Genomic DNA, 21,174 nt, shown 5'->3' with positions numbered 1-21,174 from the left:
ATCACGCTCCCAGATGCGAGGTGTCACCCAGACGGGCAACGACCTTGGTCTTGATCGGCAGCTTCATCGCTGCACGCGAAAAGGCTTCAGCCGCCAGCGGGCCGGGCACGCCGTCGAGCTCGAACAGGATGCGGCCGGGCTTCACCCGTGCTGCCCAATATTCGACGCTGCCCTTGCCCTTGCCCTGGCGGACTTCGGCGGGCTTCTTCGACACCGGAACGTCGGGGAACACGCGGATCCACAAACGGCCCTGACGGCGGATGTGGCGGGTGATCGCGCGGCGAGCCGCTTCGATCTGCCGCGCGGTGATCCGCTCGGGCTCCAGGGCCTTAAGGCCATAGGCGCCAAAGTTCAGATCGGTGCCGCCCTTGGCATCACCCTTGATCCGCCCCTTGAAGGTCTTGCGGAACTTCATTTTCTTCGGTTGCAGCATGACGCTCTACCTACCTTTTCAAATCGCTCAGCGGGCCGGGCGAACGCCGGAGGTCTGTGCCTCCAGCATCAGCCGGTCCGTGGCCATTGGATCATGCCCAAGGATTTCGCCCTTGAAGATCCAGACCTTGATGCCGCAAACGCCGTACGCAGTGTGCGCCGTGGCTTCCGCATAATCGACGTTGCCGCGCAGCGTGTGCAGCGGAACGCGACCTTCGCGGTACCATTCAACGCGCGCGATCTCCGCGCCGCCCAGACGACCACCGCAGGTGATCTTGATGCCTTCCGCGCCGAGACGCAGCGCCGACTGCACCGCACGCTTCATGGCGCGGCGGAACGCGATACGGCGCTCCAGCTGATCGGCGACGCCCTGCGCAACGAGACGGCTGTCGATTTCCGGCTTGCGGATCTCGACGATGTTCAGCGACACGTCGGACGAGGTGAATTCACCCAGCTTGCGGCGCAGCTTTTCGATGTCCGCGCCCTTCTTGCCGATGATGACACCAGGACGGGCGGCGTAGATCGACACGCGGCACAGCTTGGCCGGACGCTCGATCACGACCTTGGAGATCGCGGCCTGCGGCAGGTTCTTCATGACATACTGGCGGATCCGCAGATCCTCCAGCAGGAGACGGCCATAGTCGCTGCCTTCAGCGAACCAGCGGCTGTCCCATGTGCGGTTGATCTGAAGACGCAGACCGATCGGATTGCTCTTGTGACCCATGACTTACGCCTCCGCCTCTTCTGCCTGCTCGCGCACGATGATACGCACCCGGCTGAACGGCTTCAGGATGCGGGTCGACTTACCGCGACCACGGGTGTGGAAGCGCTTCATGACCAGACCCTTGCCGACCGACGCTTCCGCGACGACCAGCGAGTCGACATCCAGATTGTGATTGTTTTCTGCATTGGCGATGGCCGATGCCAGAACCTTGCGCACGTCGACCGCCATGCCCTTCTTAGAGAAGGCCAGCACGTTCAACGCGTCCTCAACCTTGCGGCCGCGGATCAGTGCCGCGACGAGGTTCAGCTTCTGCGCCGAACCGCGGATCGAGGTGCCGACAGCCAGCGCCTCATTGTCGCCTACGCGACGGGGAGCTTTTGCCTTACCCATTAGCGCTTACCCTTCTTGTCGGCAGCGTGGCCAGGGAAGTAGCGCGTCGGCGCGAACTCGCCCAGCTTGTGACCGACCATGTCCTCGTTCACCGAAACGGGAACGTGCTTGCGGCCGTTATAGACGTTGAACGTCAGGCCAACGAACTGCGGGAGGATAGTGGAGCGACGCGACCAGGTCTTGATCGGAGCACGGCCACCGGCATCCTGCGCGGATTCTGCCTTCTTGAGCAGATGCAGGTCCACAAAAGGACCCTTCCAGACGGAACGAGCCATCGCTTACCTCTTCTTCTTCGCGTGACGTGACCGGATGATCATCTTGTCAGTCGACTTGTTGTGACGGGTGCGCGCACCCTTGGTCGGCTTGCCCCATGGCGTGACCGGATGACGGCCGCCCGAGGTCCGGCCTTCACCACCACCATGCGGGTGATCGACCGGGTTCTTCGCCACGCCGCGCGTCAGCGGACGGCGGCCCAGCCAGCGATTGCGGCCAGCCTTGGCGAGATTGGTGTTGGCGTTGTCGGGGTTCGACACTGCGCCGACGGTGCCCATGCAATCGGACCGGATATAGCGCTGCTCGCCCGAGTTGAGGCGAACGATCACCATGCCGCGATCACGGCCGACGAGCTGAACATAGGTGCCAGCCGAACGGGCGATCTGGCCGCCCTTGCCCGGCTTCATCTCCACATTGTGGATGATCGTGCCGACGGGCATCTGCCCCAGTTCCATCGCGTTGCCCGGCTTCACGTCGGTCTTCTTGCCGGCGATCACCTTGTCGCCCGGCGCAAGCCGCTGCGGCGCGATGATGTAAGCCTGCTCGCCATCGGGATAGCTGATGAGCGCAATGAACGCGGTCCGGTTAGGGTCATATTCCAGACGCTCTACCGTGCCTTCGACATCCCATTTGCGGCGCTTGAAATCGATGATGCGATAGCGCTGCTTGTGGCCACCGGCGATGCCGCGCGATGTCACATGACCCTTGTTGTTGCGGCCACCGGTCTTGCGCTTGCCTTCGGTCAGCGCCTTGACCGGCTTACCCTTGTGCAGGGCCGACCGGTCGACGAGAATCAAACCGCGCTGGGCGGGGCTCGTCGGATTATAATGCTTGAGTGCCATTATCCTGTCTCGCCTCAGATACCGGTGGTGATGTCAATCGACTGGCCCTCGGCCAGCGTGACAATCGCCTTCTTCACGTCGCTGCGGGTGTAGGGCTTGCCCTTCCAGCGCTTTACCTTGCCCTTCTGGACCAGGGTGTTGACCGCTTTCACGTTCACGCCGAACAGCGCTTCGACCGCCGCCTTGATCTCCGGCTTGGTGGCGTCGCCTGCCACCTTGAAGACCACGGCATTGTTCTCGGAAAGCAGCGTCGCCTTCTCGGTGATGTGCGGCGCGACAATCACGTCATAATGACGCGTGTCGACCGCTGCTGTCTGCTTTTTAGCCATTGAAGCGCGCCTCCAGCTTTTCGACGGCGGCGCGGGTCAGGACCAGCGCATCGGCACGAAGAATGTCATACACATTGGCGCCGACCGCCGGGAGGACGTTGATCCCCACGATATTGGACGAAGCCTTGGCGAAGCTGATGTTGATCGCCTCACCGTCGATGAAGAGCGCCTTCGACAGACCGAGCTTCGCGAGCTGCCCGACGAGCGCCTTGGTCTTACCCTCAGCCACGTCGAGATTGTCGACAACAGTCAGCGACCCGTCCTTGGCTTTCGCCGAGAGCGCCATCTTCAGACCCAGCGCGCGGACCTTCTTGTTAAGCGAAGGATTGAAATCACGGACGCGGGGTCCGTGGGCCTTGCCACCGCCGATGAAGATCGGGGCTGCGCGATCGCCGTGACGGGCAACACCGCCGCCCTTCTGGCGACCGAATTTCTTGCCGGTCCGCGACACATCACTGCGTTCACGGGCGCCGCGGGCAGTGCCGCGACGCTTTTCGAGCTGCCAGGTCACGACCCGGTGCAGAATGTCTGCGCGTGGCTCCAAACCGAACACGGCATCGTTGAGTTCAACGTCGCCTGCCTTTGCAGCGTCGAGGGTTTTGACATCGACCTTCATGGCTTAGCCCTCCTGACCATCGGTCGCTTCGGGCGCTGCGACGTCAGCCGGCGTTTCGGCCGGGGCGTCTGCATGCTCGATCGCGCTGTTGCTGTTGGCCGCCTGGCGAATGCTGGCGGGATACGGAACGTCGGCCGGACGCGCGACCTTCACGGCATCCTTGACGAGCAGCCATGTGCCCTTGGAGCCGGGAACGCTGCCCTTGACGAAGAGCAGACCACGCTCGACGTCCGTGCGGACGATCTCGAGGTTCTGCTGCGTGCGCTGACGGTCGCCCATATGGCCGGCCATCTTCTTGTTCTTGAACACGCGGCCCGGATCCTGGCGGTTACCCGTCGAACCATGGGCACGGTGGGAAATCGACACGCCGTGCGTGGCGCGCATGCCCCCGAAGCCCCAGCGCTTCATCGCACCGGCAAAGCCCTTGCCCTGCGTGTGGCCGGTCACGTCGACCAGCTGGCCAGCGATGAAATGATCGGCAGAGATCTCAGCGCCGACATCGAGCAGCGCGTCTTCTGCGACACGGAACTCGGCGACGCGAGCCTTGGGCTCGACCTCGGCCTTGGCAAAATGGCCCCGCTGCGGCTTGGCGACGTTCTTCGCCTTCGCAACGCCGGCACCCAGCTGAACGGCAACATAGCCGTCCTTGTCAGTCTCGCGGCGGGCGACAACCTGATTGCCTTCCAGCGAGAGGACGGTCACGGGAACGTGACGTCCATCCTCCTGGAACAGGCGGGTCATGCCCACTTTCTTCGCGATCACGCCAGTACGCATGATCCATACTCCCATAGAGGCCCGCAGCGAAATGCCGAGGGCGTATCCAACGAAAAAGACCCTTGGGAATTGCTCCCCTCGGGTCAGCCCAAAATTCTGAAGTCACCCCGTCCGGGCTTATGCCCCACCCGAAGGTGGGACGACGGGGGACCAAGACCACGGAAATTCCGTGCGGTATCCCTGTGTCAGTGCCCGAAACTCCACGAGGGAGATCCGGGCAGTTGGCCTATTAGGCCAGCTTAATCTCGACGTTCACGCCGGCAGCCAGATCGAGCTTCATCAGCGCGTCGACCGTCTGGGGCGTCGGCTGCACAATGTCAAGCATCCGTTTGTAGGTGCGAACCTCAAACTGCTCCCGCGACTTCTTGTCGATGTGCGGGCCACGGTTGACCGTGAACTTTTCAATGCGCGTGGGCAGCGGAATCGGGCCACGGATCAGGGCGCCGGTGCGGCGCGCCGTATCGGCAATGTCGCCGGTTGCCTGATCGAGCACACGATGATCGAAGGCCTTGAGGCGAATGCGGATGTTCTGCGTTTCCATAGTCCAACTTACCGATGCGAAAGAGCCAAAAAACAAACCGCCTCTTCCCTTGCGGGATGCCCGCGCCCCATCACCGGAGGGGAGGAACGCAGGCCGAGGCGGCCAAAAATCAGACCGCGCGAATCATGCGATCCGCGCGGTCCGGTGCCTATATTACTTTGTGATCGTGCCGACAACCCCTGCGCCGACGGTACGGCCACCTTCGCGAATAGCGAAGCGGAGGCCCGCATCCATCGCGATCGGAGCAATCAGCTTCACGCCGAGCTTCACGTTGTCGCCGGGCATAACCATCTCGGTGCCCTCAGGCAGGATGACTTCGCCGGTGACGTCCGTGGTGCGGAAGTAGAACTGCGGACGATAGTTCGCGAAGAACGGCGTGTGACGACCGCCTTCTTCCTTCGACAGAACGTAGACTTCGGCGTCGAATTCGGTGTGCGGCGTGATCGTGCCGGGCTTGGCCAGAACCTGGCCGCGCTCGACTTCCTCACGGCCAACGCCACGGATCAGCGCGCCGATGTTGTCGCCAGCGCGACCTTCGTCGAGCAGCTTGCGGAACATTTCCACGCCGGTGACGGTCGTCTTCTTGGTGTCCTTGATGCCGACGATCTCGACTTCTTCACCCACCTTGACGATGCCGGTTTCAACGCGGCCCGTAACCACCGTACCGCGACCCGAGATCGAGAACACGTCTTCGATCGGCATCAGGAACGGCTTGTCAACCGGACGCTCCGGCTGCGGGATCCAGCTGTCAACAGCCGCCATCAGCTTCAGAATGGCGTCGTGGCCGATTTCCGGCGTCTTGTCCTGGAGAGCGGCAACGGCCGAACCCGGGATGACGGGGATGTTGTCGCCATCGAAATCATAGCTCGACAGCAGTTCGCGGATTTCCAGCTCAACGAGCTCGAGGATTTCCGGATCGTCAACGAGATCGACCTTGTTCATGAACACGACGAGCTGGGGAACGCCAACCTGACGGGCGAGCAGGATGTGCTCACGGGTCTGGGGCATCGGACCGTCGGTCGCGGACACGACGAGGATCGCGCCGTCCATCTGCGCCGCACCCGTGATCATGTTCTTCACATAGTCAGCGTGGCCGGGGCAGTCGACGTGCGCATAGTGGCGCGCTTCGGTTTCATATTCGACGTGCGCGGTCGAAATGGTGATGCCACGCTCGCGCTCTTCGGGAGCCTTGTCGATGTTGTCGTAGCTCGTGAAGGTCGCGCCGCCGGTTTCGGCGAGCACCTTGGTGATCGCCGCGGTCAGCGAGGTCTTGCCATGGTCAACGTGACCGATGGTGCCGATGTTGCAATGCGGCTTAGTCCGCTCAAACTTAGCTTTCGCCATTTTCTAACCTCTTCTAGTCCAAATAGCCTGAATGTTGACCGCTTGGGCGCGCCACGCGAAGTGGCCCCCATAGCACCTAATTTCGATTATGCCAGCCTTTATGCCAGTCCCGGGTGGGACCGGCCTATTTTTCCGGCCGGGTGGATCAGGCCAGCTTGGCCTTCACCTCCTCGGCGACGTTCTGCGGCACTTCGTCGTAATGCGAGAACTGCATCGAATAGTTCGCGCGTCCCTGCGTGAACGAACGCAGCTGGTTAACATAGCCAAACATGTTGGCCAGCGGCACCATCGCCTCGACAACCTGTGCGTTTCCGCGGGTGTCTGTGCCCTGGATCTGCCCACGACGCGAGTTCATGTCGCCGATGACATCGCCCAGATATTCTTCCGGGGTCACAACCTCGACCTTCATGATCGGCTCGAGCAGCTTGATGCCCGACTTCTGCGCCGCTTCGCGCATCGCGCCGCGTGCACAGATTTCGAACGCCAGTGCCGACGAGTCGACGTCGTGATAGGCGCCGTCCGTGAGGTGCACTTCGAAGTCGATGATCGGGAAGCCGATCAGCGACCCGGTCTCGGCCGTTTCACGGAAGCCCTTCTCAACCGACGGAATATATTCACGCGGAATATTGCCGCCCTTGATCTCGTCGAAGAACTGGAAGCCGGTGCCGCGTTCACCCGGAACGACCGTCACCTTCACGCGGCCGAACTGGCCCGAACCGCCCGACTGCTTCTTGTGGGTATAGTCGATGTCGACCTTCTTCGCGAGATATTCGCGATAGGCCACCTGCGGCGCACCGACATTCGCCTCGACCTTGAACTCGCGCTTCATGCGGTCGACAAGGATTTCGAGGTGAAGTTCGCCCATGCCCTTGATGATGGTCTGGCCGCTCTCATGATCGGTCGACACACGGAAGGACGGATCCTCGGCGGCGAGACGATTGAGCGCGATGCCCATCTTTTCCTGGTCGGCCTTGGTCTTGGGTTCGACCGACAGCTCGATGACCGGCTCAGGGAACTCCATGCGCTCTAGGATGATCGGCTGGCGCTCTGAGCACAGCGTATCCCCGGTGGTCGTTTCCTTCATACCGGCCAGCGCGACGATGTCGCCCGCATAGGCGGTGTCGATATCTTCGCGGCTGTTGGCATGCATCAGCAGCATGCGGCCAATCTTTTCCTTCTTGTCCTTGACCGAGTTCAGATAGGTGCCCTTGGTCAGCGTGCCCGAATAGACGCGCAGGAAGGTGAGCGAACCGACGAACGGATCGTTCATGATCTTGAACGCGAGACCCGAGAACGGCGCGTCGTCGGCCGTCTTGCGGCTGTCGGGCTGGTCGTTGTCGGGGTTGATGCCCTGCACATCCTCGATGTCCAGCGGGCTGGGCAGATAGTCGACCACGGCGTCGAGCAGCGGCTGCACACCCTTGTTCTTGAAGGCCGAGCCGCACAGCACCGGCACGAACGCCTGGGCCAGCGTGCCCTTGCGGATCAGCGCCTTGAGCGTCGCGACATCGGGCAGGTTGCCATCGAGATAGGCTTCCATCGCCTCGTCGTCCTGCTCGACGGCGAGTTCGATCAGCTTTTCGCGATATTCGGCCGCCTTGTCAGCGAGATCAGCGGGGATTTCCTCGTAGCTGAACTCAGCGCCGAGATTCTCGTCCTTCCAGATGATCGCGCGGTTCTCGACCAGATCGACCAGACCCTTGAAATCGCTCTCCGCGCCGATGGGGAGGTAAAGAACGGCGGGAGTCGCGCCCAGGCGATCGATGATCGTCTGCACGCAATAATAGAAATTGGCGCCGGTGCGGTCGAGCTTGTTGATGAAGCACATCCGCGGCACCTTATACTTGTCCGCCTGGCGCCACACGGTTTCCGACTGGGGCTCCACACCCGCAACGCCGTCGAACGCGGCGACCGCGCCGTCAAGCACGCGCAGCGAACGCTCCACCTCGATGGTGAAATCGACGTGGCCGGGCGTGTCGATGATGTTCAGGCGATGGTCGTTCCAGAAGCACGTGGTCGCAGCCGACGTGATCGTGATCCCGCGCTCCTGCTCCTGCTCCATCCAGTCCATCGTCGCCGCGCCATCATGCACTTCGCCGATCTTGTACGACTTGCCGGTATAGTAAAGGATACGCTCGGTCGTCGTGGTCTTGCCGGCATCGATGTGAGCCATGATGCCAAAGTTGCGATAGCGTTCGAGCGGATGGCTGCGGGCCATGATACTTCTCCGTTGCCGGTCTTCGCGGCGGTTGGAACGAGGATATGAGGAAGGCCGGGACCATCAATCGGCCCCGACCCTCTAGAGACTGTTTACCAGCGGTAATGCGAGAACGCGCGGTTCGCTTCGGCCATGCGATGCGTGTCTTCACGCTTCTTGACCGCGTTACCGCGATTGTTCGCCGCATCGAGCAGCTCGCCCGAAAGCCGGGCGGCCATGGTGGTCTCGCTGCGGTTACGCGCAGCGGTGATCAGCCAGCGAATGGCGAGCGCCTGAGCGCGTTCCGGACGGACTTCCACCGGAACCTGGTAGGTGGCACCGCCAACACGGCGGCTGCGCACTTCGATGCCCGGCTTGACGTTGTTGAGCGCGTCGTGGAACATCTGGATCGGGTCTTTCTTGGCCTTGTTCTCGACAACTTCGAGAGCGCCATAGACGATCTGTTCCGCAACGGCCTTCTTGCCGTCCAGCATCACGCTGTTCATGAATTTGGAAAGCACCTGATCGCCAAATTTGGGATCGGGCAGGATGATGCGCTTTTCGGGGCGACGACGACGTGACATGGTTCTGGTCTCCCCTTACTTCGGACGCTTCGCGCCGTACTTCGAACGGCTCTGCTTGCGATCCTTAACGCCCTGCGTGTCGAGCACGCCGCGCAGCACATGGTATCGCACGCCGGGAAGATCGCGGACGCGACCGCCGCGAATCAGCACAACGCTATGTTCCTGAAGGTTGTGACCTTCACCGGGAATGTAGCTGATGACTTCGCGCTGGTTGGTCAGACGGACCTTGGCCACCTTGCGGAGCGCCGAGTTCGGCTTCTTCGGGGTCGTGGTATAGACGCGGGTGCAAACGCCGCGCTTTTGCGGGTTGGCCTCCATCGCGGGCACTTTCGAGCGCGCCTTCTGCGGCTCGCGACCCTTGCGGATCAACTGGTTAATTGTCGGCATGAAGCCCTTCACCTTTACTAGTTACTTTACCGGAGCCGCCCCAAAGCACAGATGTTGATGTCAACAACAATGGTCCCGGCGGTCGAAATGACCCCCTGGACCCGCAAAAGAGTGGCCGGCAATGTTCAAGCTCATTACTGCCCGCAATCGGCGACCGAAAACGCGAATTTTCTGGTAACTGGCCGCAAGGCAGGGGCGCCTATACAGGCGTCCGCCCAGCCGGTCAAGCGGATCGCAGGCGCCGGGTCTGCCCGTCGCCGGATGCCCCCGAGTCGCAAGCGACCGAATCGAAAATTCGATCCGTCTGATACACTCTCCACTCAACTCGTCGCATTCCCGCTTCGACTCGGCAGGAGTCCGCGGGGGCGGATTCGATTCGTCGCATGCCCTTGGGTATGCGCTTGGTCGGCTCAACGGCCGCAATGAAAAAACGGAACTCGGGTGGCAATCAGACATAGCACGAAAAAGGCTGCAGTGGCCGCATGGCTACGCATGCTGTTTGCGGAGCGGGAAATCTTCCTACGCTCGGACGGCAAGGTGCGCTTCGTGCGAATCACCAGCCGAATGCAGGTCCTCGCGGCGGCGATTGTCGGCGCAGCGCTGCTTGTCTGGGCTGCCGCTACGCTCGCCATGGCATGGAACCAGCTGTTGGTTTCCGGCGAACGCGCCGCAATGGACGCAAAGGCCCGCACTATTTCGGCGCAGGCGACCAAGGTCGATGCCTATAAACGCTCGGTTGGCGACATCGCCGCCGATCTCGACCGGCGGCAGGACATGCTCGACGATATGGTGCGCAGCCAGTTCGGAGGAGCAGGTTGGAAGGGCGCGGTCGTCGGCAAGGACGATCAGGGCGCGCCCGCCGCTCCCAAGGACGCTCCAAAGAAAATCAGCAGCGCCCTTCCGGGTGCGCCGCAGCTCCGCGCGCTGGAAGTCCGCCAGAGCCATTTTGCCCGCCAGCTCGCGGCGCTGGTCGATACCCGCGCTGCCAAGGTGGAAGCCGCCATTCGCAGCTTCGGGCTCGACCCCGCGCAGATCGCGGCGCGCACGGCGAAGCAGGCGCAGGGCGGCCCCTATATCCCCTGGAACACCGCATCGCAGGACAATGACCCGGCCTTCCTGTCGCTGGCGGCATCCCTGGCTCGCCTGAACGCCCTAGAATTCGGGCTGGTCTCGATCCCCTCCGGTCAGCCGACGGGATCACCGATGCTGACCAGCTCCTACGGCTATCGTAGCGACCCGTTCACCGGAGCCCCCGCCTTTCATGCCGGCGTCGACTTTCCTGGCATCTATGGCCAGTCCATTCTGGCCGCCGCCGCCGGGCGCGTCAGCTATGTCGGCGGACGGCAGGGCTATGGCAATGTGGTCGAGGTCGACCACGGTAACGGCATCATGACCCGCTACGCGCATCTCTCCCGCTTCGGCGTGCGCGTGGGACAGGACGTTGCGCGCGGTCAGGCGATCGCCCGCATGGGCTCGACCGGCCGGTCGACCGGCACGCATCTGCATTTCGAAGTCCGGGTCAACGGCGCACCCATCAACCCGCGCCGCTTTTTGGAGGCGAGACAAGATGTTCTCCAGGTCCAGCAAGTCGCGAAAAGCCGCATCGCCAACGTCCGCATCCGCAATGTCGGCGCCTAAAGGGTCCGGCGGCGGTCGCGGCGCGACCTTCTCGGTGATCGGCGCTGACGTCACGATCACCGGCGATATCGCCGCATCGGTCGACCTGCATATCGACGGCCGGGTCGATGGCGACATCGCCTGCGCGTCGCTGGTGCAAGGCGCGGAGAGCCGGATCAAGGGCCATGTCGACGCGCAATCGGCAACGCTCGCGGGCCATGTCGAGGGTTCGATTACCGCCCAGACCCTCGTCATCGAACACAGCGCACGCATTACCGGCGACGTGACCTATGAAAGCATCTCGATAGCGCCCGGCGGCCAGGTCGATGGCCGCTTTACGCACAAGGGCGGGGTGCAGACGGGCGAATTGAAGCTGATTTCGGGCTGAGCAATCTGCGTCAAAACGACCGATAGTGCTCATTGCCGATAAATCCGACTTTGCTAACTCCGGATCGCTTGATGTCCGCCATAACGCCGTCAACATGGACATAATGAGCATCCGCCGTGGGCTGGAACTGCAGTTCGGGCTCGACCGGCAAGCTCAGACTTTGCTGCAGATAGGACCGCAGCATCAGCCGGTCGATCGGTACGCCGTTCCAGCGGAGCGTTCCCATGCTATCAAGGGTCAGCAGATTTTTGGTGCTGTTGACGGTGACGCCCGGTCCTGACGGAAGGTCCATCTTCACGGCATGCGTTTGCAACGGCATCGTTATGACAAACATGATCAACAACACGAGCATCACGTCAATCAACGGCGTGGTGTTCATGTCCCCCATAAGCGCCGTATCCACCTGCGTCCCCGTCACCCCTCTCCTCAAATGTAATGTTATAACAGATCTAATATCGGCTAGGGGTAAGCGTTTGGCAAGAGTAATCATCGAGCGGGGCTAGGCCTAAAAGAAGCGGCCGAGCCTTACCCTCCCGGCGCGCGCCTTCGGTAACTCAGTGCTTCGGCGACATGGATACGGCCCACGCCTTCCGCGCCCGCCAAGTCCGCGATGGTGCGGGCGACGCGCAGCACCCTTGTGTAGCCCCGCGCGGAGAGTTTCATCGCCGCCGCCGCATCAGCCAGCAGTTGCCGCCCCGCCTCATCGGGCGTTGCGACGGCATCGAGCAGGTCGCCATTCGCCTCTGCGTTGGTACGCACGTCCCTGTTGGCATAGCGCCGCGTTTGTACGCTACGCGCCCCCGCGACCCGCGCGGCGACCTCTGCCGATCCTTCAACGGGTGGAGGCAGGACCAGGTCAGCTGCCGACACGGCGTCGACCTCCACATGCAGGTCGATGCGGTCGAGCAGCGGGCCGGACACCTTCGCCTGATAATCCCCGGCGCAGCGCGGTGCGCGGGAACAGGCGAGCGACGCATCGCCCAGATGCCCGCAGCGGCAGGGATTCATCGCCGCGATCAACTGCACCCGCGCGGGAAAGGTGACATGCGCGTTCGCTCGCGCAATGCTGATCTCTCCTGTTTCGAGCGGCTGGCGCAGCGAATCGAGCACGACCCGGCTGAACTCCGGCAGTTCATCGAGGAACAGCACCCCCAGATGCGCGAGCGACACCTCTCCGGGTTTCACCTTCAAACCGCCGCCGACGAGCGCTGCCATTGACGCGCTATGGTGGGGCGTGCGGAACGGCCGGGTGCGCGTCATCCGTCCACCGTCCAGCGTCCCCGCCACGCTCGCCACCATCGAGACTTCCAGAGCCTCGGCAGGCGTGAGATCGGGCAGGATACCGGGAAGGCAGCTCGCCATCAGCGATTTGCCTGCGCCCGGCGGCCCGACCATCACCATATTATGTCCGCCCGCCGCCGCGATCTCCAACGCGCGCTTGGCGGTTTCCTGCCCTTTGACCTGCCGCAGATCGGGACCGGACACCGGCGCGGCCACCTCTCCCGCGCGCGGCGGGCTAAGGGCCGCTGTTCCCTTGAAATGGTTAAGCAGGGCAAGCAGGCTCGGCGCGGCCACGACCTCGACCGTGCCTGCCCAGGCCGCCTCGCTCCCCTGCGCGGCCGGGCAGACCAGCCCCATGTCGCGCCCACCCGCATGGAGCGCCGCCAGCAGGACCCCCGGCACGGGCGCCACGCGGCCGTCGAGGCCCAGTTCGCCCACCACCACATAGTGGCTCAGCGTTTCGGCATCGATCACGCCCATCGCGCCCAGCAGCGCCAGCGCGATCGGCAGGTCGTAATGCGACCCTTCCTTGGGCAGATCGGCGGGCGAAAGGTTGACGGTGATCCGCTTGGGCGGCAACGCTAGACCGATGGCGGCGATGGCGTTGCGCACCCGCTCCCGGCTCTCCGCGACCGCCTTGTCCGCGAGGCCGACGACGATGAAGTTCGGCAGCCCCGCGACAAGCTGACACTGCACCTCGACCGGCCGCGCCTCCAGTCCCAGAAAGGCGACCGTCGTTACTGTTGCGACCAAATCCTGCCCCCACCCACATTCGTGCCCGCTTTGTTCCCCGGCGCACCATGGCGGGAGTCAGGCGCGCTGTCGAGGGAGATTTCCGGGTACGGCCTGTTCGGGCAGGGGAAACAGGGTGAGATACCGCGCGAAGAGAGCTGGATCGCCCTCGACTCCTACCGCGCCGCTGGATTCCAGGGGCGCGAGGGCTTCTCCGCCATAGAGCATCGCAACAAGCGCGTTCTGGTCGCCGGAAAACACGACATCCGCGCCGTCCGTCTCGCCCGGTTCTATGGTCAGGGTGCCATCCTTCACCGTTGCGCGAAAATGTTCGGCCCCGAAACGAAAGCCAATATCGGCGTCGAAATCCCGGGCGCGTTCCGTGTCGAACATCGTGCGCATGGAAAGGACCACCGATGCCACGCTCATGAAGGCGGGTGTCAGGAGCGGCGATCGCGCCGCCCAGCGTCCGATGATCCGAAACAGGATCTCCGACTCGGCGCCCCATTCGGTCAGCTCATAGATTTGCACCGATGCAGGAGGCGGAAGCTTGCGGCGCTGCACGATCCCGGCCGCTTCGAGTGCTTCGAGCCGCTGGGTCAGCACATTGGCGCTTAATCCCGGCAGACCTGCCCGTATATCGCCAAACCGCTTGGGACCGAAAATCAGCTCACGGATGATCATCAGCGCCCAGCGTTCGCCAATAATATCCATGATCTGCGCAACGGCACAGCCATCGTCATATCGACGCTTCCGCCCGCCTGGACCCATATCAGTTATCTTTTCTAACTTCATAGTTGCGATTTATAACTTAATACGCATGCTAGGAGAAACAAGAGCTGATTCGAGGAGAATGCAATGCGGTATATGGATGGCTTCGTCGTTCCGGTTCCAAAGGGCAAGCAAGACGACTATGTCGCCTTGGCCCAGCGCGCGTCGACAATATTCCTGGAGCATGGCGCACTGCGTGTTGTGGAATGCTGGGGTGACGATATTCCGGCTGGAAAGACCAATGATTTCCGCACGGCCGTGATCGCCGAACCGGACGAGCATGTCGTGTTCTCCTGGATCGAGTGGCCGGACAAGGCGACGCGCGACGCGGGCATGGCGAAGGTCATGTCAGACGAACGGATGAAACCCGATGGCGAATTGCCGTTCAGTGGCGCCCGCATGATCTATGGTGGCTTTGCCACGGTCGTCGACACGGCAGCATAAGGAGGACCATGATGACCGCACCCGCAGCGTGCCCCTTTGTGTGGCACGACCTGATGACGAATGATGTGGCGGCTGCCTCGGCTTTCTACACCGCTGTCTTCGGCTGGACGATTGTCGACCCCGCCGATGCGGATATGCCCTATTGGCACATCCAGGCCGACGGACGGCCGATTGGCGGGATGATGGCCATTCCGGACGAAGCCAAAGCGCACGGGGCGCGGCCCGGCTGGTTCGGCTATATCGGCGTTCCCGATCTCGATGCTGCGCTGGCCTCTGCTGTTGCGGCGGGCGCGCAGGTCCACAAGGGTCCGACCGAGATTACCGACACGGGCCGCTTCGCAATTCTCGCCGATCCGCAGGGCGCCATTTTCTATCTTTTTGCTCCCACCGGCGAACCCTCCGGGGATACACCCGATCCTATGGCGCCAGGCACCTTCGTCTGGGCGGAACTGACCACGCCCGACCGGGTCGCTGCGCAGGATTTCTATTACGGCCAGTTCGGCTGGACCGCCGATACCGCGATGCCGATGGGTGGCGAAGATGTTTACCAGCTCTTCGCGATCGACGGTCAGGCACGCGGCGCGATGATGCGGCAGATGTCACCCGATATGCCAACCGGCTGGCTGTTTTATACCGGCGTGGCGGACGTCGACGCGGCGCTGGCACGCGCACAGGAACAGGGCGCGCGCATCCTCCACGGGCCTTCGGAAGTCCCGGGCGGAGCATGGATCGTGCAGGCGCTCGACCCGCAGGGCGCGGCCTTTGCCTTTGTCGGGATGCGTGCGTCATGATCACTGCGATCAGCCCCTGCCTCTGGTTCGACGGAAATGGCGAGGAAGCCGCGCGCTTTTACGTCGACCTTTTCCCGAACAGCCGGATCGATGCCATCGCGCGATCGCCAACGGATCGGCCGGGCGGCACGGCGGGCGACGTGCTGACGGTCGCCTTCACGCTGGCCGGGCGGTCTTTTACGGCGCTTAACGGCGGGCCGATGTTCACCTTCAACGAGGCGATCTCGATGCAGGCCATATGCGAAACGCAGGATGAGATCGACCGGCTATGGTCCGCCCTCTCGGCGAACCCGGATGCGGAAATGTGCGGCTGGTGCAAGGACCGTTATGGCCTGTCGTGGCAGATCGTCCCGGCGCGCATGAACGAGTGGATGGCCGATCCCGCCGTCGCTGCGCGGGTGTTCGCGAAGATCATGGCGCCGATGAAGAAGATCGACATCGCCACCCTCGAAACCGCGGCAAGAGGATAGACCATGCTGGAACTGATCGCCCACCCGTTCTCGTCCTACTGCCAGAAGGTGCTCATCGCGCTGTACGAGAACGCGACGCCCTTCACCTACCGTCCGCTCTCCCCCGACAGCCCGGAAAACGGCGCGCGGCTTCAGGCGCTCAGCCCGAGCGGCAAGTTTCCAGTGCTGATCGACGCGGGCGAACCGGTGCTGGAAGCGACCATCATCATCGAGCATCTGCAGCTGCGGCACCCCGGCCCGGTCGCCCTTATCCCGGCCGACGCCGAAGCCGCCTTGCCGGTGCGGATGCTCGATCGGATGTTCGATAATTATGTCATGGCCCCGATGCAGCAGATCGTGGGGGACAGCCTGCGCCCGATGGAGGCCCGCGATCCTGCGGGCGTGGCGCAGGCCAAGGCGATGCTCGATCGGATCTACGCGTGGTTGGACCAGCGCATCGGGGATCAGGACTGGGCCTGTGGCGCGCGCTTCACCCTTGCCGACTGCGCCGCTGCGCCCTCCCTGTTCTACGCGGACTGGGCGGTGCCCATCGAGGAACGTTTCGCCGCGCTGCGCGCCTATCGCGCGCGGCTGCTCGCCCGCCCGTCGTTCGCCCGCTGCGTGGAGGAAGCCCGACCCTATCGGCACCTCTTTCCCCTCGGCGCGCCGGACAGAGATTAGGAGACAATCATGACCGACATCCACGAACTCGCCGTTGAAACCTACATCGCCGCCCCGCCCGAAAAGGTCTGGTCCATCATGACCGAGCGTCTGGCCGAATGGTGGTGCCCCCGCCCGTGGCGCACCGAGATTATCGAGATCGACTGGCGGGCCGGTGGGCGGAGCGCCATGGTTCTGCGCGGCCCCAATCCCGGAGAGGAGCATGCGCTGGAGGGCGTCGTCCTCGAATTCGTGCCCGGCAGTCACTGGGTTTCCACAGACGCCTTCCGAGTCGGCTGGATACCGCAGGAACCCTTCATGACCGGCCGATGGGGCGTCACGGCGGAGGGCGACGGCACGCGCTATCGCGCCAGCGCCCGCCACTGGAGCGAGGAGGCTTCGCAAAAGCACGCCGAAATGGGCTTCGAGGACGGCTGGGCTGCCTGCGCCGCGCAGCTCAAGGCGCTGTGCGAGGCGGCATAGCGATTCCTGCGCCCCGCCCTTCCCCGCCAGTTGACTTTATTGCCTCCTTTGCCTATCGGCACCCGTCTGACAGCGGCTGCCGGGTTTGGCGGCCCTTTTTTGTCATGCCCGATTCGATATTGATTTTGAGGAATGAGCGATGAAGCGCACCTTTCAACCGAGCAACCTGGTCCGCAAGCGGCGCCACGGCTTCCGCGCGCGCATGGCGACAGTGGGCGGCCGTGCCATTCTGCGCGCCCGTCGTGCCCGCGGCCGCAAGAGCCTGAGCGCCTGAACCTGAACGGCGATGCAGGTCCAGATGGGCCTGCGTCCGAATCGGGTATGATGCCTGGGGCGGCTCCGCCCTTGGTCGTCCTGGCCAAGCGGGCCGATTTTCTCGCCTGCAACCGGGGCAAGCGCCAGCCGATGCCGGGTTTCGTCCTGCTGGTGCGGGAGCGCGGCGATGGCGACACGGCAATGCGCATCGGCATTACGGTGACCAAGAAGATTGGCGGCGCTGTCGTCCGGAACCGGATGAAGCGCCGTTTTCGCGTTTTGGCGCGTGAGCTCCTCCCGCGAGCGGGCATCGCCGGTGCGGACCATGTGCTGATCGGGCGCGATGGCGGAGTCGAGCGGGACTTCGCCACGCTGCGCGCAGAATTGGAAAAGGCGCTGCGCAAGATTGCCCGGCCCGACCACAAGAACGCGCCGCGCCAGAGAACCAGAACCGGGCGATGATCGCGAAGCTGCTCATCTGGGTCGCGCGGGGCTGGCAGCTCGGCCCGTCCCGCGTCTTGCCGCCTTCCTGCCGCTATCATCCGAGCTGCTCGCAATATGCCATTATCGCGCTCAAGAAATATGGCGCGATCAAGGGTAGCTGGCTGGCGACGAAACGGCTATTGCGCTGCCATCCATGGGGCGGATCGGGTCACGATCCGGTCCCCTAAGCGGCGATTGAAGACCTGAAGACCGAAGATCGGGGAGTTTTTCCACAGTGGACGACAAGCGGAATATTCTGTTGGCGATGGTGCTGACCGCGCTGATCCTGTTCGGCTGGCCCTATGTGGCGGAACGGCTGTTCCCTGGATCGACCAAGCCCGCGACTCCCGTAGCGCAGACGGCCGCCCCGCAAGCGGGTGCACCGATCGGCTCCGCGCCGACTACGCCCGCCACGCCCTCGGTCCAGCCGATCCGCAGCCGTGACGCGGTGCTGGGCGAATCGCCGCGCATCGCCATCGAAACGCCCAAGCTGCGCGGCTCGATCGCCCTCAAGGGTGCACGCATCGACGACATCACGCTGCCGACCTACAAGGAAACGCTAGCGAAGGATGCGCCGTCGGTACGCCTGTTTTCGCCCAGCGGCACGGAAGGGGCGCTCTTCGCCGGTTTCGGGTGGTCGGGTGATGGTCTCCGCGCGCCGGACGCCAACACGCTGTGGACCGCCCAGGGGAACAAGCTGACGCCGACCACACCCGTCACCCTGCGCTGGAACAACGGCGCGGGCCAGACTTTCGAAATCGCCTTGTCGGTCGACGAGAACTACATGATCTCCGTCGCCCAGAAGGTGACGAACGGCGGGACCGGCGCGGTCGCGGTGCGCCCCTATGGCTATGTCAGCCGCACCGGTCACGCCAAGGATCCCAGCAGCTGGACCATTCACATCGGGCCGATGGGCGTGTTCAACGGCTCGGCCAACTACAAGACCGATTACAAGGATCTCGACAAGACGCCGACCAGCGAGGTGTTTTCGACCACGGGCGGCTGGCTGGGCTTTACCGACAAATACTGGCTGTCGGCCCTGATCCCTGACCAGAAGGCGAGCTTCGACGGCCAGTTCCGTAAGGGCGCGGGCGAGCAATATCAGGCGGACTTCACGCTGAAGCCGACATTGCTCGCGCCGGGGCAGGCGATCACGCAGACCTCGCGCCTGTTCGCGGGCGCCAAGGAAGTGAAGACGCTGGAAGCCTATCAGGATGCGGGGATTCCCCTGTTCGACCGCGCCATCGACTGGGGCTGGTTCTACTGGTTCGAAAAGCCGATCTTCGCGCTGCTCCACTGGTTGTTCACGCAGATCGGCAATTTCGGGGTGGCGATCATCTGCCTCACCTTTGTGGTGCGCGGACTGATGTTCCCGATCGCGCAGAAGCAGTTTGCGTCGATGGCCGCGATGCGCGCGGTGCAGCCGAAGATGAAGGCGCTGCAGGAAAAGCACAAGGACGACAAGGTCAAGCTGCAGCAGGAAATCATGGACCTGTACAAGAAGGAGAAGGTCAATCCCTTCTCCGGCTGTCTGCCCATGTTCTTGCAGATCCCGATCTTCTTTGCCCTGTACAAGGTGCTTCAGCTCACCATCGAAATGCGACACCAGCCGTTCGTGCTGTGGATCAAGGATTTGTCCGCGCCCGATCCGTTGCACATCCTCAACCTGTTCGGCCTTATCCCTTTCAATCCGCCCGGTTTCCTTGCCATCGGCGTGCTGGCGATCATCCTCGGCATCACGATGTGGTTGCAGTTCCGCCTGAACCCCGCGCCGATGGATGACATGCAGAAGCAGATCTTCAGCATCATGCCGTGGATGATGATGTTCGTGATGGCGCCGTTCGCGGCCGGATTGCTGATCTACTGGATCACGTCGAACATCCTGACCATTGCGCAGCAGAAATGGCTCTACAGCCGCCATCCAGCGCTCCAGCAACCGGCGATCGTGAAGTGAGCGATGCGAGCGCGGAGTTCGACATTCTGATCGAGGAAGCCCGGCGCGTGTTCGCCGGGCCGGTCACGTTTCTGAAGTCTGCGCCGGGCCTCAAGTTCCTGCCCGACCCGATCGTCAAGGAAGTGGCTTTCGCGGGCCGATCAAACGTCGGCAAGTCCTCGCTGCTCAACGCGCTCGCCAACCGCAGCAACCTCGCCCGTACGTCCAACACCCCCGGTCGCACGCAGGAGCTGAACTTCTTCGATGTGGGAGCCGGTGAGGATCGACCACCGCTCTTCCGCCTCGTCGACATGCCCGGCTACGGCTATGCCAAGGCGCCCAAGGACGTCATCCGCCAGTGGCGTTTTCTGGTGAACGACTATCTGCGCGGCCGCGCCGTCCTCAAGCGCACCCTGGTGCTGATCGACAGCCGCCACGGCATTAAAGACGTCGATCGCGACATCATGAAAATGCTCGACGATGCCGCTGTTAGCTATCGTCTCGTCCTCACCAAGGCCGACAAGATCAAGGCAAGCGAACTGGCCGACGTGACGGCCCGCACGCAGGAGGAAGCCCGCAAGCGCCCCGCCGCCCACCCCGACATCCTCGCCACGTCGGCGGAGAAGGGCATGGGCCTTGCTGAGCTGCGCGCTGCGGTGCTGGAGGCACTGGATTAACCGCCGCGTATCGTAAGGAGGCCGCACATGTTGAAGATCATTATCGGGAACAAGGCCTATTCGAGCTGGTCGCTGCGCGGCTGGCTCGCGGTGAAGCAATCCGGGCTGCCCTATGAGGAGGTCGTGCTCCCGATGTACGACGATGCATGGCCGGAACGCAAACGTCAGCCCGACCTCGCCATTTCGAGCGGCAAGGTGCCGACATTGTGGAACGACGACACGCCGGTGTGGGACAGCATTGCCATCGTCGATTATTTGAACGACATCACGGGCGGCACCCGTTTCTGGCCGCAGGATTTGGCCGCGCGCGCCTTTGCCCGGTCAATCGCTGCGGAAATGCACAGTGGTTTCGTCCCGCTCCGCAAGGCCTGCCCGATGAACGTGCGCAAGGTCTTTCCTGCGCAATCGCCGAGCGCGGCGGTGCAGGAGAATGTCGACCGGATCACCGCCCTGTGGACCGACGCACGCAGCCGGTTTGGTAAGGGCGGAGACTTTCTTTTCGGCGCATTCGGCGCGGCGGACATCATGTTCGCGCCGGTCGTGTTCCGTTTCACCGGCTATCAGCTCCCTTCGAGCGGCGCGGCGCGGGACTATATCGACGCGATGGTGGCTCATCCGTGGATGCGGCAATGGGTGGACGAAGCCCAGAAGGAAGAATGGGTGCTCGACCAGTACGAGCACGGGCTCTGTTGCAAAAATCGTGAAGCTTGAGCATGCTTGGCGGAGATTGGACGGACGGAACGATGACGGATTTCAAGTGGCGCCATTTCCAGGGTG

Annotated in this window: 29 protein-coding genes; 13 read left to right on the top strand and 16 right to left on the bottom strand. The window is 63.1% G+C overall.

Translation table 11 applies throughout. From position 1 onward, the window contains the following. Position 1: 1 nt before the first annotated feature. From rplP to rpsL, 13 genes are all read right to left on the bottom strand, one after another. Positions 2-433, bottom strand: coding sequence for a 50S ribosomal protein L16 (gene rplP / locus FHS92_RS13720; RefSeq protein ID WP_184081314.1), 432 nt, complete (start codon positions 431-433; stop codon positions 2-4). Between the two features lie 27 nt (positions 434-460). Continuing rightward, the gene (gene rpsC, locus FHS92_RS13715; RefSeq protein WP_184081313.1) at positions 461-1,156 is read right to left on the bottom strand and encodes a 30S ribosomal protein S3; all 696 of its coding nucleotides are present in this window, start codon (positions 1,154-1,156) and stop codon (positions 461-463) included. A gap of 3 nt (positions 1,157-1,159) precedes the next feature. Beyond that, entirely contained in the window at positions 1,160-1,546 is a 387-nt protein-coding gene (gene rplV, locus FHS92_RS13710; protein ID WP_184081312.1) for a 50S ribosomal protein L22, read from the bottom strand. Beyond that, complete coding sequence (gene rpsS, locus FHS92_RS13705; protein WP_184081311.1) at positions 1,546-1,821, bottom strand: 30S ribosomal protein S19; 276 nt, start codon at positions 1,819-1,821, stop codon at positions 1,546-1,548. Before rpsS ends, rplV begins: the two co-directional genes overlap by 1 nt. Before the next feature lie 3 nt (positions 1,822-1,824). Continuing rightward, on the bottom strand, positions 1,825-2,661 hold the full coding sequence (gene rplB, locus FHS92_RS13700; RefSeq protein WP_184081310.1) for a 50S ribosomal protein L2: 837 nt from the start codon (positions 2,659-2,661) through the stop codon (positions 1,825-1,827). Positions 2,662-2,675: 14 nt separating this feature from the next. Then, positions 2,676-2,990: a 50S ribosomal protein L23 gene (locus FHS92_RS13695; protein ID WP_184081309.1), complete on the bottom strand. Its 315-nt coding sequence runs from the start codon at positions 2,988-2,990 to the stop codon at positions 2,676-2,678. Continuing rightward, entirely contained in the window at positions 2,983-3,606 is a 624-nt protein-coding gene (gene rplD / locus FHS92_RS13690; RefSeq protein ID WP_184081308.1) for a 50S ribosomal protein L4, read from the bottom strand. Before rplD ends, FHS92_RS13695 begins: the two co-directional genes overlap by 8 nt. A 3-nt stretch (positions 3,607-3,609) precedes the next feature. Further along, on the bottom strand, positions 3,610-4,380 hold the full coding sequence (rplC, locus tag FHS92_RS13685; protein WP_184081307.1) for a 50S ribosomal protein L3: 771 nt from the start codon (positions 4,378-4,380) through the stop codon (positions 3,610-3,612). A gap of 229 nt (positions 4,381-4,609) precedes the next feature. Continuing rightward, the gene (gene rpsJ / locus FHS92_RS13680; protein WP_014077880.1) at positions 4,610-4,921 is read right to left on the bottom strand and encodes a 30S ribosomal protein S10; all 312 of its coding nucleotides are present in this window, start codon (positions 4,919-4,921) and stop codon (positions 4,610-4,612) included. 153 nt (positions 4,922-5,074) lie between these two features. Then, positions 5,075-6,265, bottom strand: a complete 1,191-nt coding sequence (tuf, locus tag FHS92_RS13675; RefSeq protein WP_184081306.1) for an elongation factor Tu — start codon at positions 6,263-6,265, stop codon at positions 5,075-5,077. 145 nt (positions 6,266-6,410) lie between these two features. Then, positions 6,411-8,483, bottom strand: coding sequence for an elongation factor G (fusA, locus tag FHS92_RS13670; protein WP_184081305.1), 2,073 nt, complete (start codon positions 8,481-8,483; stop codon positions 6,411-6,413). Between the two features lie 92 nt (positions 8,484-8,575). Then, positions 8,576-9,046 carry a 30S ribosomal protein S7 gene (rpsG, locus tag FHS92_RS13665; RefSeq protein WP_184081304.1) on the bottom strand — a complete coding sequence of 157 codons (471 nt, stop codon included), beginning with the start codon at positions 9,044-9,046 and terminating at the stop codon, positions 8,576-8,578. A 15-nt stretch (positions 9,047-9,061) separates the two neighbouring features. Then, on the bottom strand, positions 9,062-9,433 hold the full coding sequence (gene rpsL / locus FHS92_RS13660; RefSeq protein WP_106639566.1) for a 30S ribosomal protein S12: 372 nt from the start codon (positions 9,431-9,433) through the stop codon (positions 9,062-9,064). Between the two features lie 447 nt (positions 9,434-9,880). Here rpsL and FHS92_RS18675 point away from each other — a divergent pair, with 447 nt between their 5' ends. Together FHS92_RS18675 and FHS92_RS13650 are read left to right on the top strand one after the other, a co-directional pair. Beyond that, positions 9,881-11,071: a M23 family metallopeptidase gene (locus FHS92_RS18675; RefSeq protein WP_425506257.1), complete on the top strand. Its 1,191-nt coding sequence runs from the start codon at positions 9,881-9,883 to the stop codon at positions 11,069-11,071. Further along, complete coding sequence (locus FHS92_RS13650) at positions 11,058-11,438, top strand: bactofilin family protein (protein ID WP_246352009.1); 381 nt, start codon at positions 11,058-11,060, stop codon at positions 11,436-11,438. Before FHS92_RS18675 ends, FHS92_RS13650 begins: the two co-directional genes overlap by 14 nt. 10 nt (positions 11,439-11,448) lie before the next feature. Here FHS92_RS13650 and FHS92_RS13645 read toward each other — a convergent pair whose 3' ends face one another. The 3 genes from FHS92_RS13645 to FHS92_RS13635 form a co-directional block, all read right to left on the bottom strand. Then, positions 11,449-11,826 carry an ExbD/TolR family protein gene (locus FHS92_RS13645; protein ID WP_184081494.1) on the bottom strand — a complete coding sequence of 126 codons (378 nt, stop codon included), beginning with the start codon at positions 11,824-11,826 and terminating at the stop codon, positions 11,449-11,451. A gap of 137 nt (positions 11,827-11,963) precedes the next feature. Then, positions 11,964-13,472 carry a YifB family Mg chelatase-like AAA ATPase gene (locus FHS92_RS13640; RefSeq protein WP_184081302.1) on the bottom strand — a complete coding sequence of 503 codons (1,509 nt, stop codon included), beginning with the start codon at positions 13,470-13,472 and terminating at the stop codon, positions 11,964-11,966. A gap of 57 nt (positions 13,473-13,529) precedes the next feature. Next, positions 13,530-14,165: a winged helix-turn-helix transcriptional regulator gene (locus FHS92_RS13635; protein WP_246352008.1), complete on the bottom strand. Its 636-nt coding sequence runs from the start codon at positions 14,163-14,165 to the stop codon at positions 13,530-13,532. Positions 14,166-14,309: 144 nt separating this feature from the next. Here FHS92_RS13635 and FHS92_RS13630 point away from each other — a divergent pair, with 144 nt between their 5' ends. The 11 genes from FHS92_RS13630 (at position 14,310) to FHS92_RS13580 (ending at position 21,108) form a co-directional block, all read left to right on the top strand. After that, the gene (locus tag FHS92_RS13630) at positions 14,310-14,666 is read left to right on the top strand and encodes a DUF1428 domain-containing protein (RefSeq protein WP_184081300.1); all 357 of its coding nucleotides are present in this window, start codon (positions 14,310-14,312) and stop codon (positions 14,664-14,666) included. A gap of 11 nt (positions 14,667-14,677) precedes the next feature. Beyond that, positions 14,678-15,457 (top strand): VOC family protein, encoded by a 780-nt coding sequence (locus tag FHS92_RS13625; RefSeq protein WP_184081299.1) that lies wholly within the window; start codon positions 14,678-14,680, stop codon positions 15,455-15,457. Beyond that, positions 15,454-15,927, top strand: coding sequence for a VOC family protein (locus FHS92_RS13620; RefSeq protein WP_184081298.1), 474 nt, complete (start codon positions 15,454-15,456; stop codon positions 15,925-15,927). The genes FHS92_RS13625 and FHS92_RS13620 overlap by 4 nt, the downstream gene beginning before the upstream one ends. 3 nt (positions 15,928-15,930) lie before the next feature. Beyond that, on the top strand, positions 15,931-16,587 hold the full coding sequence (locus FHS92_RS13615) for a glutathione S-transferase family protein (protein WP_184081297.1): 657 nt from the start codon (positions 15,931-15,933) through the stop codon (positions 16,585-16,587). Between the two features lie 9 nt (positions 16,588-16,596). Then, a complete protein-coding gene (locus FHS92_RS13610) occupies positions 16,597-17,049 on the top strand; it encodes an SRPBCC domain-containing protein (RefSeq protein WP_184081296.1) in 453 nt (150 codons plus the stop codon). A gap of 139 nt (positions 17,050-17,188) precedes the next feature. After that, positions 17,189-17,323: a 50S ribosomal protein L34 gene (rpmH, locus tag FHS92_RS13605; protein ID WP_184081295.1), complete on the top strand. Its 135-nt coding sequence runs from the start codon at positions 17,189-17,191 to the stop codon at positions 17,321-17,323. 80 nt (positions 17,324-17,403) lie between these two features. Further along, complete coding sequence (gene rnpA, locus FHS92_RS13600) at positions 17,404-17,766, top strand: ribonuclease P protein component (protein ID WP_184081493.1); 363 nt, start codon at positions 17,404-17,406, stop codon at positions 17,764-17,766. Beyond that, on the top strand, positions 17,763-17,975 hold the full coding sequence (gene yidD / locus FHS92_RS13595; protein ID WP_184081294.1) for a membrane protein insertion efficiency factor YidD: 213 nt from the start codon (positions 17,763-17,765) through the stop codon (positions 17,973-17,975). The genes rnpA and yidD overlap by 4 nt, the downstream gene beginning before the upstream one ends. Positions 17,976-18,022: 47 nt before the next feature. After that, positions 18,023-19,741: a membrane protein insertase YidC gene (gene yidC / locus FHS92_RS13590; RefSeq protein WP_184081293.1), complete on the top strand. Its 1,719-nt coding sequence runs from the start codon at positions 18,023-18,025 to the stop codon at positions 19,739-19,741. Further along, positions 19,738-20,397: a ribosome biogenesis GTP-binding protein YihA/YsxC gene (gene yihA / locus FHS92_RS13585; protein ID WP_343056739.1), complete on the top strand. Its 660-nt coding sequence runs from the start codon at positions 19,738-19,740 to the stop codon at positions 20,395-20,397. Before yidC ends, yihA begins: the two co-directional genes overlap by 4 nt. Before the next feature lie 27 nt (positions 20,398-20,424). Then, positions 20,425-21,108: a glutathione S-transferase family protein gene (locus FHS92_RS13580; protein ID WP_184081291.1), complete on the top strand. Its 684-nt coding sequence runs from the start codon at positions 20,425-20,427 to the stop codon at positions 21,106-21,108. The last annotated feature ends 66 nt before the right edge of the window (positions 21,109-21,174 follow it).

The sequence above is a fragment of the Sphingobium subterraneum genome (assembly GCF_014199435.1).
Lineage (GTDB): Bacteria > Pseudomonadota > Alphaproteobacteria > Sphingomonadales > Sphingomonadaceae > Sphingobium > Sphingobium subterraneum.
This window is presented reverse-complemented; position numbering and strand designations above follow the sequence as displayed.

Coding starts and splice junctions, on each gene's coding strand:
- FHS92_RS13580 (WP_184081291.1), top strand. CDS start 20,425: ATGTTGAAGATCATTATCGGGAACAAGGCCTATTCGAGCTGGTCGCTG.
- rpsS (WP_184081311.1), bottom strand. CDS start 1,821: ATGGCTCGTTCCGTCTGGAAGGGTCCTTTTGTGGACCTGCATCTGCTC.
- rpsJ (WP_014077880.1), bottom strand. CDS start 4,921: ATGGAAACGCAGAACATCCGCATTCGCCTCAAGGCCTTCGATCATCGT.
- tuf (WP_184081306.1), bottom strand. CDS start 6,265: ATGGCGAAAGCTAAGTTTGAGCGGACTAAGCCGCATTGCAACATCGGC.
- rplP (WP_184081314.1), bottom strand. CDS start 433: ATGCTGCAACCGAAGAAAATGAAGTTCCGCAAGACCTTCAAGGGGCGG.
- FHS92_RS13620 (WP_184081298.1), top strand. CDS start 15,454: ATGATCACTGCGATCAGCCCCTGCCTCTGGTTCGACGGAAATGGCGAG.
- rpsC (WP_184081313.1), bottom strand. CDS start 1,156: ATGGGTCACAAGAGCAATCCGATCGGTCTGCGTCTTCAGATCAACCGC.
- FHS92_RS13615 (WP_184081297.1), top strand. CDS start 15,931: ATGCTGGAACTGATCGCCCACCCGTTCTCGTCCTACTGCCAGAAGGTG.
- rplD (WP_184081308.1), bottom strand. CDS start 3,606: ATGAAGGTCGATGTCAAAACCCTCGACGCTGCAAAGGCAGGCGACGTT.
- FHS92_RS13645 (WP_184081494.1), bottom strand. CDS start 11,826: ATGGGGGACATGAACACCACGCCGTTGATTGACGTGATGCTCGTGTTG.
- yidD (WP_184081294.1), top strand. CDS start 17,763: ATGATCGCGAAGCTGCTCATCTGGGTCGCGCGGGGCTGGCAGCTCGGC.
- FHS92_RS13635 (WP_246352008.1), bottom strand. CDS start 14,165: ATGGATATTATTGGCGAACGCTGGGCGCTGATGATCATCCGTGAGCTG.
- FHS92_RS13630 (WP_184081300.1), top strand. CDS start 14,310: ATGCGGTATATGGATGGCTTCGTCGTTCCGGTTCCAAAGGGCAAGCAA.
- FHS92_RS13610 (WP_184081296.1), top strand. CDS start 16,597: ATGACCGACATCCACGAACTCGCCGTTGAAACCTACATCGCCGCCCCG.
- FHS92_RS13625 (WP_184081299.1), top strand. CDS start 14,678: ATGACCGCACCCGCAGCGTGCCCCTTTGTGTGGCACGACCTGATGACG.
- rplV (WP_184081312.1), bottom strand. CDS start 1,546: ATGGGTAAGGCAAAAGCTCCCCGTCGCGTAGGCGACAATGAGGCGCTG.
- rpmH (WP_184081295.1), top strand. CDS start 17,189: ATGAAGCGCACCTTTCAACCGAGCAACCTGGTCCGCAAGCGGCGCCAC.
- FHS92_RS13695 (WP_184081309.1), bottom strand. CDS start 2,990: ATGGCTAAAAAGCAGACAGCAGCGGTCGACACGCGTCATTATGACGTG.
- rplB (WP_184081310.1), bottom strand. CDS start 2,661: ATGGCACTCAAGCATTATAATCCGACGAGCCCCGCCCAGCGCGGTTTG.
- rpsG (WP_184081304.1), bottom strand. CDS start 9,046: ATGTCACGTCGTCGTCGCCCCGAAAAGCGCATCATCCTGCCCGATCCC.
- fusA (WP_184081305.1), bottom strand. CDS start 8,483: ATGGCCCGCAGCCATCCGCTCGAACGCTATCGCAACTTTGGCATCATG.
- rplC (WP_184081307.1), bottom strand. CDS start 4,380: ATGCGTACTGGCGTGATCGCGAAGAAAGTGGGCATGACCCGCCTGTTC.
- rpsL (WP_106639566.1), bottom strand. CDS start 9,433: ATGCCGACAATTAACCAGTTGATCCGCAAGGGTCGCGAGCCGCAGAAG.
- FHS92_RS13650 (WP_246352009.1), top strand. CDS start 11,058: ATGTCGGCGCCTAAAGGGTCCGGCGGCGGTCGCGGCGCGACCTTCTCG.